This window comes from Plantibacter sp. Leaf1, assembly GCF_001421315.1.
Taxonomy (GTDB): Bacteria; Actinomycetota; Actinomycetes; order Actinomycetales; family Microbacteriaceae; genus Plantibacter.
This window is the reverse complement of sequence record NZ_LMJX01000002.1, coordinates 581,181-594,887: the sequence shown is the minus strand read 5'-3', so window position 1 is coordinate 594,887 and position 13,707 is coordinate 581,181. Positions and strand designations below refer to the sequence as shown.

The window sequence follows — 13,707 nt, the reverse complement described above, 5'->3', positions numbered from 1 at the left end:
CCGCTGGGGTCGCTGAGTACAATCGACGCATGTCGTCGTCTCTCACCACCGCGCTCCCGCTCATGGATCGTCTCGCCGCTGCGAAGCGTGCGTCCCGGATGCTCGCTCAGACGACCACCGCACAGAAGAACCGGGCGCTGGGAGCGATCGCCGTCGCGATCGTGGAGGGCGCCGACGCGGTGATCGCCGCCAACGAGCTCGACCTCGCCAGCGGGCGGGAGCAGGGGATGGCGGTCGGCCTGCAGGACCGTCTCCGCCTCGACCGTGGACGGATCGAGGGGCTGGCGGTCGCGGTGCGCGACGTCATCGCGATCGTCGACCCCGTGGGTCAGGTCGTCCGGGGCAGCAACACACCGGACGGCGTGAAGCTCGAGCAGGTCCGTGTCCCGTTCGGCGTGGTCGGCGCGATCTACGAGGCCAGACCGAACGTCACCGTGGACATCGCCGCCCTCGCGATCAAGAGCGGTAACGCGGTCGTCCTCCGCGGTGGTTCCGCGGCAGAGCACACCAACGCGGTCCTCGTCGGTCTGCTCCGATCGGCGCTGGAGTCCGTCGGCTTGCCCGGTGATGCGGTGCAGACGATCGACGAGTTCGGCCGGGACGGCGCGAAGCAGCTCATGAACGCCAGGGGACTCATCGACGTCCTCATCCCGCGGGGGAGCGCTTCGCTCATCGAGACGGTGGTCCGGGACTCGACGGTGCCGGTCATCGAGACCGGAGCCGGTGTGGTGCACGTGTTCCTCGACGCGAGCGCGGACCGCGACTGGGCGGTGGACATCGTCCGCAACGCGAAGGTCCAGCGCCCCTCGGTCTGCAACGCGCTCGAGACCGTGCTCGTCCACCGCGACGCGGCTCAACGCCTGCTGCCCGCCGTGCTCGGCGACCTCCGGGAGCACGACGTGCTCATCCATGCGGACGAGCAGGCGCGCGAGATCTTCCCCGATTCGGTCGCCGCCGTCGAGGAGGACTGGTCGACCGAACACATGTCGCTCGAGGTGTCGGTGCGCGTCGTCGACGACCTCGATGCCGCGCTCGAGCACATCGACCGCTACTCCACCGGCCACACGGACGCGATCGTGACGAACGACGTCGTCAACGCCGACCGCTTCCTCGCGGAGGTGGACTCGGCGGTCGTCATGGTCAATGCGTCGACCCGGTTCACCGATGGCGCGGAGTTCGGGTTCGGTGCCGAGGTGGGCATCTCCACCCAGAAACTGCACGCCAGAGGGCCGATGGGCCTCCCGGAACTGACGAGTACGAAGTGGCTCGTGCGTGGTACGGGTCACACCCGTCGGTAGTCGCTAGAATGAGGTGGGCGTCACCAGGCGTCGCACAGAAGGAGAGATCATGTCGATTGCCGCGTCCGTATTGGCTGCCACCGTTCTGGCCGAGTCGGAGCACGCCGTCGAACTCGCCGCTCCGACCTGGGTCTTCGGCGCCGTCGCGCTCGTGCTGTTCGCCATCCTCGGCGCCGTGACCTTCAGCTATCGCGACGTCGCCAACCGCCACGGTGGCAAGGACGAGCCGACGCTGGCGCACGGCGAGCACGGTCACTGAGCTGTCCGGCGTGAGCGCGCCCGTCGCCGAGACGACGACACGTCGTCCTCGGATCGGCGTCATGGGTGGAACGTTCGACCCCATCCACCACGGGCACCTCGTCGCCGCTTCCGAAGTCGCGCAACACTTCGACCTCGATGAGGTCGTGTTCGTCCCGACCGGCATGCCGTACCGCAAGTCGGGCGTGAGCGACAGCGAGCACCGCTACCTCATGACGGTCATCGCCACCGCGGCGAACCCCCGCTTCACCGTCAGCCGCGTCGACATCGACCGAGCGGGCCCCACCTACACGATCGACACCCTCCGCGACCTGCGACGCAAGCGGCCGGACGCCGAGCTGTTCTTCATCACCGGGGCGGACGCGATCGCCCAGATCCTCAGCTGGAAAGACGTCAGAGAGGTCTGGGATCTCGCTCACTTCGTTGCTGTGAGTCGTCCGGGACACGATTTGAACGTTTCCGGATTACCGCAGCACGACGTAAGCTTGTTGGAAGTTCCGGCCCTTGCGATATCGTCGACGGATTGCCGGAGCCGGGTGAGCAAAGGCTTTCCAGTCTGGTATCTGGTTCCCGACGGTGTCGTGCAGTACATCACCAAGCACCACCTGTATCGGAGTGAAGCCACATGACCGCGTTGCCAGAAGACGCGCCCTTGACCAGGCGACAGGCTCGAGCGAGCCAGCAGTCGTCGACGCCCGCCGACGATGCAGCGCTCGAAGCGGCTGCACCGCGGAGCCGTCGCGCATCGACGTCGGAGCCGGTCGCCGGGGGAGCGATCCCCGAGCCGGCAGTATCGGAGCCCAGTGGCGCTCCACGCGTCGAGTCGGCGTCACCCGCTCCAGCATCAGCTGCGCCCGCCTCGAGCCCGGGCACGACGCCGTCGACCGGCGCGCCGAGCCCGGCTCCCACCGGTGGGCTCACTCGTCGTCAACTCCGCGAGTTGGAGCGGACCGGCTCGATCGAGCAGATCCCGGCGGCGACCGCGCCGGTCGCACCCCCTGTGGAGCAGCCCGTGCCCTCGGTCGCTCTGCCGCCGCGCACGCCGGATCAGGTCGTCGCTCCTCCCCAGAAGCAGAACAAGGCCGCCCGACAGCAGGCCGCGAAGCTCGCGCAGCAGACGGCCGCCGCCGAGGCTGAAGCCGCTGCGGAGACCGAACGCCGTGAGGCCGCAGCCCGCAAGCTGCACGAGCAGCAGGACGCGGATCGCCTCGCTGCCGAGCGCAAGGCCGAGGAGCGCAAGGCGGCCGAGCGTCAGGCAGCCGAGCGTGCCGCCGCGGAGGAGCGAGCCGCCAAGGCTCGGGCGTCCGAGGCTCCGGCACCCCAGGTGACGCCGGCGAGCGACAAGCCCGTCGCGTCCGGCTCCCTGTTCGACGTCTCCGACCGCGACGACATCTCCGAGGACCCCGCGTCCACGCTCTCGAAGGGGTTCGGGCGCGACTCCATGCTCGTGGCGGCGCTCGAGGCCGAGCGCGCTTCACAGGTCGACAACGAGGTCGCGTTCGAAGACCTGCTCGGCAGCAGCATGACGACGACGGGCCAGATCACCACGAGCTCGCTCATCATCCCCGTGGCCCCCGCGCAGGCGGAGGCCGGTGCGACGTCGAACTCCACGGGCGAGATCCTCATCACCGGAACGATCGACCTCCCTCGGGGGCTCGGTTCCGCCGGCCAGGACCCGAACCACTTCGACGGCGCGGGCATCGACCGCCTCGTCGAGGGGGACGAACTCCCGGCCTCCGTCACCGCCGCTTCGCCCGTCGCGGCGAGCCGCGCGGTCAGTAGCCACGGATCCACGCGTGACGTCGTCCCGGCCACCACCAACCAGAGCAACAAGCTGCTGATGACCCTCGCAATCGCCGCCGCGGTGCTCGCGGCGGGCGTCATCGCGGTGCTCATCATCGGATTCTTCGGCGGGGCGTTCTAGCCCTTCCGCCATTCACCCGACCGCATCCGCTGCGGTCGTCAGAGGAGTACACCACATGACCCTGTCCGACACCACGCTGGACGCCGTCCAGCTCGCATCGACCGCAGCCGAGTCGAAGGGCGGCGAGGATCTCGTCGCACTCGACGTCTCTGGCCCGCTGCCGTTCGTGGACGCCTTCCTGCTCGTCACCGGGCGGAGCGAGCGTAACGTCGTCGCCATCGCCGGCGAGGTCGAGGATCGCCTGAACGCGAGCGGCGTGAAGACCTTGCGTCGCGAGGGCAAGTCCGAGGGGCGCTGGATCCTCCTCGACTTCGGCGAGGTCGTCGTCCACGTCTTCCACGAGGAGGAGCGGATGTATTACTCGCTGGAGCGCCTGTGGAAGGACTGCCCGGTGATTCCGCTGGTGTCGTCGGCTCCACAGCCCGCGAGCTGATCTCCTCGTCGATGTCGGCATCGAAAGTGGTCACAACCGCTCTCAAGATGTAGTAACCTATTCAAGTTGCTTCCGCTGAAACAGCAGGGGCAAGCAACGTGAATATGGGTCTGTGGCGCAGCTGGTAGCGCACCTGCATGGCATGCAGGGGGTCAGGGGTTCGAGTCCCCTCAGATCCACTCGAACATCAAGAAGTCCCCGTCAGCCGAACAGCTGACGGGGACTTCTTCGTTGGGCCGGAACCCGAGGTCAGTTCACCTCGTCCGGGTGGCTGCCGACGCGCTTCCCCGAGTCGAGGGCGTCGATCGCGGCGATCTCGTCGGCCGACAGCTCGAAGCCGAACACGTCGAAGTTCTGCGCGATGCGCTCGCGCGAGTTCGACTTCGGGAAGACGATCAGGCCGTTCTGGAGGTGCCAGCGGATGACGACCTGTGCGGGCGTCACACCGTGGGCCTCGGCAGCAGCCGCGACCGACTGCTCACCGAAGAGGTCGTACTTGCCCTGACCGAGGGGGCCCCACGACTCGATGTGGATCCCGTGCTCAGCGCCGAACGTCCGCAGCTCGCGCTGCGCGAAAGCCGGGTGCAACTCGATCTGGTTGACCGCCGGGACGGTGTCGGAGTTGGCGAGGAGCTTCTCGAGGTGCTCGACCTGGTGGTTCGAGACGCCGATCGAGCGGGTCTTGCCGGCGGCCTTGATCTCCTCCAATGCCAACCACGCCTCGAGGCAGTCGTCCTTGCCGGGCGTGGGCCAGTGGGTGAGGTAGAGGTCGACGTGGTCGAGACCGAGCTTGTCGAGGCTCTCGTCGATCGCCGCGTGCGCGGACGCCTTCTGGTGACGGTCGTTCCAGAGCTTCGTGGTGATGAAGAGTTCGTCGCGGGGGATGCCGGACTTGGCGATGGCGGCGCCGACGCCCTCCTCGTTCTTGTAGATCGCGGCGGTGTCGATGTGGCGGTAGCCGACCTCGAGTGCATCGGAGACGATGCGCTCCGCCTCCTGCGGGTCGACGAGGAAGACGCCGAAACCGAGCTGGGGGATGGTGTGGCCGTCATTGAGCGTGATGGTGGGAACAGTCATGGCTTCATGGTGGCACCGGAACCGTTCATCCGGAACGGGTCTTCGCCCTGCGCGTAACCGGTCGACACGCCTGGGAATACCCGCGGCGACCCGGCGCTTGTCCTTCCAGAGGGCAGGCGTCTGCCCGGACGACGGCCGAGGCCTGAGAAGGATGACACCGCTATGACGACTGACACCGTGCCCAATCCGACAGGTTCGGTCCCGACCACCGGGAAGTCCTCGGCAGACCGCCTCCCGCCCGGGTCCAAACTCCTCATCGGACTGCTGCTCGTGTCGGCGTTCGTCGTCATCCTCAACGAGACGATCATGAGCGTCGCCCTGCCGCGGCTCATGGAGGACCTCGACATCACGGCGAGCTCGGCGCAGTGGCTGACGACCGGATTCATGCTCACCATGGCCGTGGTCATCCCCGCCACCGGGTTCCTGTTGGAGCGGTTCTCCCTCCGCGCCATGTTCATCACGGCGATGGTCCTCTTCAGCCTCGGCACGCTCATCGCCGCGCTGTCACCCGGCTTCGGCACCCTGCTGCTCGGCCGCGTGGTGCAGGCCAGCGGAACCGCCATCATGATGCCCCTGCTGATGACGACGGTGCTGAACATCGTGCCGGTCTCGGCTCGCGGTCGGACGATGGGCGCGATCTCGATCGTCATCTCGGTCGCCCCGGCGGTCGGACCCACGGTGTCGGGCCTGATCCTCAGCGTGCTCGACTGGCGATGGATGTTCTGGATCGTGCTCCCGATCGCCGTGGCCTCGCTGATCCTCGGCGCCCTGCTGGTGCGCAACGTGACCGAGCCGAGGAAGGTCCGGTTCGACGCGCTCTCGCTCGTGCTCTCCGCGCTCGCCTTCGGTGGCCTCATCTTCGGGCTGAGCAGTATCGGGGAGTCGGCGGAGGGCCATGCGCTCATGCCGGTGTGGATCCCGCTGGCCGTCGGCGTCCTCGCGCTCCTGGCGTTCGTGTTGCGTCAGCGCGGACTCGTCCGTGAGAACCGGCCGTTCATGGATCTGCGCACCTTCGCGAACCGCTCGTTCACCGTGTCGATCATCCTCGTCGTGATCGTCATGATGGCGCTGTTCGGATCGTTGATCATCCTGCCCATCTACCTGCAGAGCGTGCTGCAGGTCGACACGTTGACCACGGGACTCATGCTGCTCCCCGGTGGGCTGACCATGGCCGCGCTCGCGCCGCTCGTGGGGTCGTTGTTCGACCGCTTCGGGCCGCGTCCGCTGGTGATCCCCGGCGCCTTCGCCGTGAGCGCAGCCCTCTGGCTCCTGACGATGCTCGGCGTCGACAGCGCCATCGTGATGATCATCGCCGTCCACATGCTCCTGAGCGCGGGTCTCGCGTTCATGTTCACGCCGCTCCTCACCTCGGCCCTCGGCTCCCTTCGAGCCGAGCTCTACCCGCACGGCAGCGCGATCGTCGGCACGGTCCAGCAGCTCGCCGGCGCAGCCGGCACGGCGGTGTTCATCACGATGATGTCCACGACGGCTGCCGCTCGCGCGGCGGCCGGGAGTTCCGCGGTCGACGCGACTGCAGCGGGTGTGCAGGCGGCGTTCCTGTGCGGCGCCGTCCTCTCGCTGCTCGCGGTGGGCGCGTCGTTCCTCATCCGCCGGACCGACCAGACGCCCTCGGGCGTGCACGTCGGTCACTGATGCGCGAACGGCGGGGGATCACCGTCGCCTGAGGACGCCGTCGGTTCAGCGCAACCAGCGCATCGTGTAGGCGTCGGCGAGCACCGGCATGATCGGGCCGCTGAGGGCGGCCCGCAGGCCGAGATCGCGCACGCCCACCAGTGCGGTGGGGATCGGGCGACCCAAGCGCATGTTGAGCGCTGCCTGCCAGGACGCGCGGCGGACCGCGCGCCGCTGCTGCTCGGCTGCGGACGCGAGCTCCCGCTCGAGCGTCCCTCGCCCGGTGACCGCGCGCGCGACCAGCGGGGCGAAGACCCGGGCGTCCGCCCAGCCCAGGTTCATGCCCTGACCGCCGATCGGGCTGATCTCATGCGCGGCGTCGCCCACGTGGACGATCCGTCCGTCGACCACACGGCTCCGACGCCGACTCCGCACCCCGAACGCGCTGAGCATGGTGTTCGTCGCCGCATCGGCCTCCTCGCCGGTGCGATCCGCGACGAGGGTCGCGAGGTCGTCGGCTCTCGGCTGCAGGCCGGCCTCGTCGCGAGGGGAGGTGTACCCGGTGTGGACGACGTACCGGCGCATCCCACGGGGGAGTGGGAACGACTCGACGACGCCGTCACGATGCAGGTGGACCCGCGCGATTGGCCCGGCACCGCTCCGGTCTGCGACGTCGCCCATGAGGTAGCGGTCGCGGTACCGGTGGATCGGTCCGGGATCCTCCGCTCCGGGGAACCCGGCTCGGCCGCCGGCTGCGACGATGACCATGGCCGCACGCGCGCTCACGGGGCCTGAGGTGTCGGTTCCCTCGACGATGACCTCGTCCCCGACGGAGCGGACGCTCGTGCACGCGGTCCCCGTCGACAAGGACCCCGGGGCGATGGACTCCAGGCGAGCCCGGAGGATCCGCTCGGTCCGCCACTGCTCGAGCGCGGCGACATACGGGTGGGCGAACGGACGATCGCGGAACACGACGGTGCCGAGTCGTCGACCGCCGCTCCACGCCTCACCCTGGTCGATTCGGACGGCGTCGACTCGGATCTCGTCGAGGACGCCGAGCACGTCGAACAGCTCGAGGGAGGGCGGGTGGATCCCGATCGCGCGCGTTCCCGACGGAGGGTCCGCCCGCTGCTCCCAGACCGTCACATCGACACCGTCCTGGGCGAGCAGGATCGCCGACACCAGTCCGACCGGTCCGCCGCCGATGACGAGCACCCCGGTCATCGGCGTCCGTCGGTCGTCGCGTCGAAGCGCCTCGACAGCAGCAGCCGCATGGGGAATCGACGCTCGACGAGCCATCCGTCGGGGACGACCTCCTGGAGTTCCCGCTGCCGGTAGCTGCGGCGGATGGAGCGGAGCCCGTCGACGTGGAGGAAGGAGCGCCGCCGCCCCGGCAGGGTGACGAATCCGTACGCAGCGTACGCCAGCCGGTCCCGCTCCAGGTCGCTGTGCAGCACGAGCCTGCGGGCGATGGAGGCGCTGTCGGACAGGAGACCGGCCAGCTGGGCCGGGTCGAGGTGGTGCAGGACATGGTTGGACAGCACGATGTCGACCTCATCGCCCCGGGCGACCAGGTCGCTGCTGTGCGCCGAGCGGAAGTCGACCGGTCCCTCCGCGTACCGGCGGCGGGCGAAGTCGACCGAACGCTCATCAGGGTCGATCGCCGTCACCTGGACCGGCAGCCCGTCGGCTCGTGCCCAGGAGGCGACGGCCGTCGGGACGTCACCGCCGCCGAACCCGATGTCGACGATCGACGTCGTGCGCGACGGGTCCAGACGAGGCCGGATGTGCGAACGGTAGAGACTGCGCCACCCCGAGACGAGCCGGTTCACCGTCGCGAACCGGGCATAGGTCGCGTCGAGCAGCACCGGGTCGCACTCGGGGTCGTCCATGAGCTCGACGAGCTCCGTCGCACGCCGCGTGAGATCGACCCGCATCAGGCTCCGCCGGCGCGGAGCCGGAGCAGCGCGCTCTCGATCGTCAAGCCGGGACCGAACGCCAGCGCACAGACCCGTTCGTCGACCTCGGGGCCCGCGCCGTCGAGGAGGCGCTTGAGGATGAACAGGACGGTGGCGCTCGACATGTTGCCGAAGTCGCGCAGCACCGCCCGCGACGGTTCCAGCAGCTCGTCGTCGAGGGCGAAGCCCCGCTGGACACGGTCGAGGATGCTCCGACCACCGGGGTGGATCGCCCACCGGTCGATCGATGACACCTCGGCGTCGTCCGCTGCCGCGAGGAGTGGGCGCAGCGCGATCTCGAGGTGCTCGCCGATGAGTTTCGGGACGGCTCCGCTCAGGACCATCTCGAATCCGTGGTCGCCGATCGTCCAGGCCATCTCCGTCTCGCCGTCGGGGACGAGTGCCGTGGACCATCCGTCGAACTCGAAGACGGGCGCCGACGAGCCGGTGTCCCGTCCGGTGACGACGGCTGCGGCGGCTCCATCGGCGAAGACCGAGGATCCGAGGATCACGTCGGGATCGTCTGAGGAACGGAGATGGATGGAGCAGAGCTCGATGCACACCACGAGCACGACGGCGTCCGGCTCGGCGGCGCAGAACGCCGCGGCGGCGCGGAGGGCGGGGAACGCGGCGAAACACCCTTGGAAGCCCAGGTGGTAGCGCTCGGTGCCCGGATCGAGGCCGAGGTCGCGGACGAGGAGGTACTCCGGTCCCGGGGCGAAGAACCCGGTACAGGACGCGGTCACGACGTGGGTCACGTCGGCCGCCGTCAGGCCGGGAGCCTCGTAGAGCGCTCGCCTCGCCGCTTCCAGGAGGAGCGGGGGAGCGTGCTCGATGTAGGCGTCGTTCCGGAGGCCGGTCGGGGGTGAGCGGACCAGCCGCTGTTCCGCGTCGTAGAACGCGGCCGTGGTCGTCGGGACCTCGTCGTCGAACGCGTCGATCACCGTGTGCCTCGTATCGATCGCGGAGGCGTCGAAGGCGGCGCCGATCAGTCGTTGTGCGAGGCGCGTCCTGCCCGGCTGATCACGGAAGACGTCTCTGATCTCGTCTTGATGGAGGATGGTCTGAGGAACGGCCACGCCGATCGCCCTCACGGAGACGGTCATGCTTCAGTGTATCGCCGTGGTCCGGGCAGCCACCCTAAGCTGAGGCGGTGTTCTCCACAGCCCGCCGTCTGTTCGCGTCCTCCCATCCCGGACCCACCGTCGCGGTCACGGTACTGGCCGTCGTCCTGGCCTCCGCCGTCGGGGTCGAGCCGTTGCGGACGCTGCTCCTGGCGCTGGTGGTCTTCGTCGGTCAGCTCTCGATCGGGTGGTCGAACGACTGGCTCGACGCGCGTCGCGACCGCCGGTCAGGGCGGCTGGACAAGCCCGTCGCGCGTGGCGACCTCAGCGTCGGGACGGTCCGTCTGGCGGCGCTCCTGGCCGGAGCCGCGAGCATCCCGCTCTCGTTCACCCTCGGCTGGGCGGCGGCAGCGGCACACCTGCTCTTCCTCGCGTGCGGTTGGGCCTACAACCTCCACCTCAAGGCGACCGCGTGGTCGGTGGTCCCGTTCATCATCGGGTTCGGCGCACTGCCCGCCGTGGTCACGTTCGCGGCGATCCCGCCCATCCCGCCGGCCGGTTGGACCCTCGCCGTCGGCGGCCTGTTCGGCATCGCGATCCACTTCACGAACGCGCTCCCGGACCTCGACGACGATCTCCGGACCGGTGTCCGTGGTCTGCCGCACCGCCTCGGAGCACGGACGGCAGGGCGGGCCGCGTTCGGGGCGCTCGGGGTGGCGGGCGTCGTCGCCGTGCTGGGGCAGAGCGGCGTCTTCACCGGGCGCCTCGCCGCGCCACCGCTCGTCGGGCTCATCGGCGTCGCCGGGGTCCTCGGGCTCGTGATCTGGGGGCTCGTGCTGGTCGGTAGCCGTCAGCCGGACCGGCTCCTCTTCCGGCTCATCATCAGCGCGGCATTGCTCGTCACGGTGGTCCTGGCCGTCTCGGGCACGAACCTCGGGGTCGTCAGTACCAGTTGACGGCTTCGGAGTGCGCCCAGGCGCCACAGGGTGAGCCGTACCGGCTGTCGATGTAGTTCAGACCCCAGGTGATCTGCGTCGCAGCGTTGGTCCGCCAGTCGTCGCCGACACTGGCCATCTTGCTACCCGGGAGCGATTGCGGAATTCCGTAGGCCCCACTGGATTCGTTGTAAGCGTTGACCCGCCAGCTGGATTCGCGTGTCCACAACTGGAGCAGGCACTGGAACTCGCCGCTACCCCAGCCGTAGGCCCCGATCGCCGACTGGGCGTACGCCTTCGCCCCTGCCGGATCGGCCGAGAGGTCCGGCGGCGGTGCACTCGTAGCACCCTCTCCGCCCGTCGCCTCGTTGCGTCGCTGCTCCTCGGCGGCGATCGCCTCCTGGCTCTGGGCGTAGGCCTGTTCGATCGCCGCGGTCGTGTTCTTGAGGACGGCGAGTTGCTGGTAGAGCCGATCCCGGTTCGCCTGCTGCTCCGCGACTGCGGCGTCGGCCGCGTCGCTCGCCGACTGCGCGGTCTCGTAGCTGGCGTCAGCGGCTTCGGACAGGCGCTGCCGTTCCGCCTCGGCGGTGGTGGCCTGCTCGGCGAGCGCGGACGCGGTGTTGCTCGCGGCGGTCGCAGACGCGAGGTCCTGAGCCGAGGTCTCGCTCAGCTTGCTGATGGCGCTGAGCTTCGAGAGCAGGTCGTCGTCGGCGACGCCGGAGAGGACGAGGGACAGCGTCGGGTCGACGCCTCCGGTGCGGGTCATCTGCGCGATGACCGCCCCGGCCTGGCGTTTGCTCGACGCGGCGGCCGTCGCGGCGGCCGTCGCCTGCGCGCTGATCGTGTCGGCGACGGCGGCCTGCGCGTCGAGGGCGGCTTTGGCCTCGCCTGCCGCTGCACCCTGGCGGACGGCTTCGTCACCGAGCCTGGCGGACTCGTCGCGCAGCCCGTCGATGAGGGACACGATGCGGTCGGCCTCGGCCTGGGCGGTCGATTCGTTCGACTTCGCCGCTTGGACGTCGTCCCAGCTCGGGTAGTCGGCGGTGCGGACCGCCGTCGGGCTGACAGCGGCTGCCGGACCTGCACACGACACCGCGATGATGACCGCGGCGCCGAGGGCGGCGGCTCGCGAGACGCCCCTCGAACGAGGCGATCGGTTCGTCAGCGGCTTGCGCATGCGTCCATCCTGGCTGTCACCCACGTAAGTGTAGCCGTCGAAGTCACATCCGTCACTTGTGCCACACCGGCGAAGACGTCCAGCCGTCATGGATGATCCGAGCCTAGACTCGCCCGGTGCAGGTGGGACGGCGACGCTTCCTCGTCACCGGCGCCTCCGTGGCGGTCGGTGCGATGCTCGGCCTGTCCGCATGCACGGGCCCGCCTCCGCCTGAGCGATCGGGACGACCGGCAGCCACCGGGCCGGACGCCGGCGAACTGCGCGCCGCGGCGGAACTGGCCTCGATGACGCTCGAACAGCGCATCGCCTCCATGTTGATGCTGCACACCCCGGGCACCGATCCCGCGGCGCTCCGAGCCTTCGTCGAACGCTACCGACCGGGCGGCTTCATCCTCATGGGCGACAACGTGCCGGGACTCGCCGGACTGCCCGCGGTCACGGATGCCCTCAGCCCAGACCCCACCATGCCCCTGCTCATCGGCATCGACCAGGAGGGTGGCGACGTCCGTCGCATCGACGAGGACGTCGCGGCCGCGGCGGACACCCTGAAGTCCGAACCGCCGGAGGCGACGGAGACGGCGTTCACGGCGCGCGCGACCATGCTCGCCGCGGCGGGGTGTTCCGTCAACTTCGGCATCGTCGCCGATGAGACGGCCGATCCGACGTCGTTCATCTACGACCGTGCGCTCGGGACCAGCCCCGACGCCGCTGCCGCGCGGGTCGCTGCGGCGGTCCGAGGAGAGCGCGGAGCGGTCCTCAGCACGCTCAAGCACTTCCCCGGCCACGGCGAGGCCCCCGGCGACTCCCACTCGACGGTCCCCACCACGTCGCTCGGCCTCGAGGACTGGAGGGCGACCGACGCCGTCCCGTTCGCAGCGGGCATCGACGCCGGAGCCGAAGTCGTGATGTTCGGCCACCTCGTCTACTCGGCGGTCGATCCGGCACCGGCGACGCTCTCGTCCGCCTGGCACACGCGGCTCCGCGACGATCTCGGCTTCTCCGGGATGACGATCACCGACGACATGCTCATGCTGCAGCACACCGGTCTCCCGGAGTACCAGAACCCGTCGGAGAACGCGATCCGTGCGGTGGCGGCCGGCAACACGATGCTGCTCTACGTCCTGGGCGCGGACCCCTCCTCGACGGGTGTCGACCCTGATGTGCTGGTCGCCGATATCGCGGCTGCGGTGCGCTCGGGAAGGATCTCGGAGGACGTGGTCGCCGAAGCGGCCCACCACCTGTTGCGTGTCCGACTGGGCCTTCCCGCGATGCGCCCGATGTCGTCCTGATGACGTCGAGGAGAATTTCTCGGATGCGTGGGAATAGCCACGATGTCCTTGCGTTTGAATAGAACGTGGCGCGAGCGCGCCGCACATCGACGCAAGGAGTACCGCATGACCGACACCCTGACGATTCCCGGCTACAAGGTTGGCACCTGGGAGGTCGACACCACGCACAGCGAGGTCGGCTTCAGCATCCGCCACATCATGGTCTCGAAGGTCAAGGGCAAGTTCGAGCGCTTCAACGCGACGTTCGTCACGCCGGAGAACCCCCTCGAGACGAAGGTCACCGCGTCCGCCGAGGTCGCTTCGATCAACACGAACCAGCCCGACCGCGACGGTCACCTCCGCACCGGCGACTTCTTCGACGCCGAGTCCTACCCGACGATCGACTTCGTCTCGACCGGCGCCCGCGCCAAGGGCGACGACTTCCTCGTCGACGGCGACCTCACGATCAAGGGCGTGACCAAGCCCGTCACCTTCACCGTCGAGTTCGGCGGCTTCGCGACCGACCCCTACGGCAACTACAAGTTCGGCGCGACCGCGACCACCAAGATCAACCGCGAGGACTTCGGCCTCACCTACAACGCGGCGCTCGAGACCGGCGGCGTGCTGCTCGGCAACGACGTCACGATCACCATCGAACTGCAGGCTGCGCACCAGGCGTAGTC

The 13,707-nt window shown here is 69.2% G+C and carries 14 protein-coding genes and 1 tRNA gene; 10 read left to right on the top strand and 5 right to left on the bottom strand.

Translation table 11 applies throughout. From position 1 onward, the window contains the following. Positions 1-29 precede the first annotated feature (29 nt). The 6 genes from ASE44_RS05030 to ASE44_RS05005 all read left to right on the top strand — a co-directional run bounded on the left by ASE44_RS05030 (position 30) and on the right by ASE44_RS05005 (position 4,092). Positions 30-1,298 carry a glutamate-5-semialdehyde dehydrogenase gene (locus tag ASE44_RS05030; protein ID WP_056777935.1) on the top strand — a complete coding sequence of 423 codons (1,269 nt, stop codon included), beginning with the start codon at positions 30-32 and terminating at the stop codon, positions 1,296-1,298. 49 nt (positions 1,299-1,347) lie between these two features. Then, positions 1,348-1,557 carry a hypothetical protein gene (locus ASE44_RS05025; protein WP_056006618.1) on the top strand — a complete coding sequence of 70 codons (210 nt, stop codon included), beginning with the start codon at positions 1,348-1,350 and terminating at the stop codon, positions 1,555-1,557. Positions 1,558-1,567: 10 nt separating this feature from the next. After that, complete coding sequence (gene nadD / locus ASE44_RS05020) at positions 1,568-2,185, top strand: nicotinate-nucleotide adenylyltransferase (protein WP_255353616.1); 618 nt, start codon at positions 1,568-1,570, stop codon at positions 2,183-2,185. A gap of 23 nt (positions 2,186-2,208) precedes the next feature. Then, positions 2,209-3,480 (top strand): hypothetical protein, encoded by a 1,272-nt coding sequence (locus ASE44_RS05015; RefSeq protein WP_157579803.1) that lies wholly within the window; start codon positions 2,209-2,211, stop codon positions 3,478-3,480. A gap of 55 nt (positions 3,481-3,535) precedes the next feature. Next, positions 3,536-3,913, top strand: a complete 378-nt coding sequence (gene rsfS / locus ASE44_RS05010; RefSeq protein WP_056006609.1) for a ribosome silencing factor — start codon at positions 3,536-3,538, stop codon at positions 3,911-3,913. A 106-nt stretch (positions 3,914-4,019) separates the two neighbouring features. Continuing rightward, positions 4,020-4,092 (top strand) — tRNA-Ala (locus ASE44_RS05005). A gap of 70 nt (positions 4,093-4,162) precedes the next feature. Here ASE44_RS05005 and ASE44_RS05000 read toward each other — a convergent pair. Further along, positions 4,163-4,990: an aldo/keto reductase gene (locus tag ASE44_RS05000; RefSeq protein ID WP_056777932.1), complete on the bottom strand. Its 828-nt coding sequence runs from the start codon at positions 4,988-4,990 to the stop codon at positions 4,163-4,165. Between the two features lie 162 nt (positions 4,991-5,152). Here ASE44_RS05000 and ASE44_RS04995 point away from each other — a divergent pair, with 162 nt between their 5' ends. Continuing rightward, complete coding sequence (locus ASE44_RS04995) at positions 5,153-6,643, top strand: DHA2 family efflux MFS transporter permease subunit (protein ID WP_056777929.1); 1,491 nt, start codon at positions 5,153-5,155, stop codon at positions 6,641-6,643. 45 nt (positions 6,644-6,688) lie between these two features. Here the strand turns inward: ASE44_RS04995 and ASE44_RS04990 are convergent, their stop codons facing one another. From ASE44_RS04990 to ASE44_RS04980, 3 genes are read right to left on the bottom strand one after another with little or no spacing between them, the layout of a single operon-like run. After that, positions 6,689-7,846: an NAD(P)/FAD-dependent oxidoreductase gene (locus tag ASE44_RS04990; protein ID WP_056777925.1), complete on the bottom strand. Its 1,158-nt coding sequence runs from the start codon at positions 7,844-7,846 to the stop codon at positions 6,689-6,691. After that, the gene (locus tag ASE44_RS04985; protein ID WP_056777923.1) at positions 7,843-8,559 is read right to left on the bottom strand and encodes a methyltransferase domain-containing protein; all 717 of its coding nucleotides are present in this window, start codon (positions 8,557-8,559) and stop codon (positions 7,843-7,845) included. Before ASE44_RS04985 ends, ASE44_RS04990 begins: the two co-directional genes overlap by 4 nt. Next, positions 8,559-9,686, bottom strand: coding sequence for a type III polyketide synthase (locus ASE44_RS04980; protein ID WP_056777918.1), 1,128 nt, complete (start codon positions 9,684-9,686; stop codon positions 8,559-8,561). Before ASE44_RS04980 ends, ASE44_RS04985 begins: the two co-directional genes overlap by 1 nt. Before the next feature lie 47 nt (positions 9,687-9,733). Between ASE44_RS04980 and ASE44_RS04975 the strand changes: the two genes are divergently transcribed. After that, a complete protein-coding gene (locus tag ASE44_RS04975) occupies positions 9,734-10,600 on the top strand; it encodes a UbiA family prenyltransferase (protein WP_056777915.1) in 867 nt (288 codons plus the stop codon). On the opposite strand, the gene ASE44_RS04970 is transcribed toward ASE44_RS04975, so the two are convergent. After that, positions 10,587-11,756, bottom strand: coding sequence for a lytic transglycosylase domain-containing protein (locus ASE44_RS04970; RefSeq protein ID WP_056777912.1), 1,170 nt, complete (start codon positions 11,754-11,756; stop codon positions 10,587-10,589). The two genes, ASE44_RS04975 and ASE44_RS04970, sit on opposite strands and share 14 nt — an antisense overlap. 116 nt (positions 11,757-11,872) lie before the next feature. Between ASE44_RS04970 and ASE44_RS04965 the strand changes: the two genes are divergently transcribed. Together ASE44_RS04965 and ASE44_RS04960 are read left to right on the top strand one after the other, a co-directional pair. After that, positions 11,873-13,045, top strand: coding sequence for a glycoside hydrolase family 3 N-terminal domain-containing protein (locus ASE44_RS04965; RefSeq protein WP_056777910.1), 1,173 nt, complete (start codon positions 11,873-11,875; stop codon positions 13,043-13,045). Between the two features lie 105 nt (positions 13,046-13,150). Further along, positions 13,151-13,705: a YceI family protein gene (locus ASE44_RS04960; RefSeq protein ID WP_056006583.1), complete on the top strand. Its 555-nt coding sequence runs from the start codon at positions 13,151-13,153 to the stop codon at positions 13,703-13,705. The last annotated feature ends 2 nt before the right edge of the window (positions 13,706-13,707 follow it).

Bases quoted from the DNA above. Each gene is read 5' to 3' on its own strand.
- ASE44_RS05025 (WP_056006618.1), top strand. From the start codon at position 1,348: ATGTCGATTGCCGCGTCCGTATTGGCTGCCACCGTTCTGGCCGAGTCG.
- ASE44_RS05030 (WP_056777935.1), top strand. From the start codon at position 30: ATGTCGTCGTCTCTCACCACCGCGCTCCCGCTCATGGATCGTCTCGCC.
- rsfS (WP_056006609.1), top strand. From the start codon at position 3,536: ATGACCCTGTCCGACACCACGCTGGACGCCGTCCAGCTCGCATCGACC.
- ASE44_RS04985 (WP_056777923.1), bottom strand. From the start codon at position 8,559: ATGCGGGTCGATCTCACGCGGCGTGCGACGGAGCTCGTCGAGCTCATG.
- ASE44_RS04970 (WP_056777912.1), bottom strand. From the start codon at position 11,756: ATGCGCAAGCCGCTGACGAACCGATCGCCTCGTTCGAGGGGCGTCTCG.
- ASE44_RS04995 (WP_056777929.1), top strand. From the start codon at position 5,153: ATGACGACTGACACCGTGCCCAATCCGACAGGTTCGGTCCCGACCACC.
- ASE44_RS04990 (WP_056777925.1), bottom strand. From the start codon at position 7,846: ATGACCGGGGTGCTCGTCATCGGCGGCGGACCGGTCGGACTGGTGTCG.
- ASE44_RS04980 (WP_056777918.1), bottom strand. From the start codon at position 9,686: ATGACCGTCTCCGTGAGGGCGATCGGCGTGGCCGTTCCTCAGACCATC.
- ASE44_RS04960 (WP_056006583.1), top strand. From the start codon at position 13,151: ATGACCGACACCCTGACGATTCCCGGCTACAAGGTTGGCACCTGGGAG.
- ASE44_RS05000 (WP_056777932.1), bottom strand. From the start codon at position 4,990: ATGACTGTTCCCACCATCACGCTCAATGACGGCCACACCATCCCCCAG.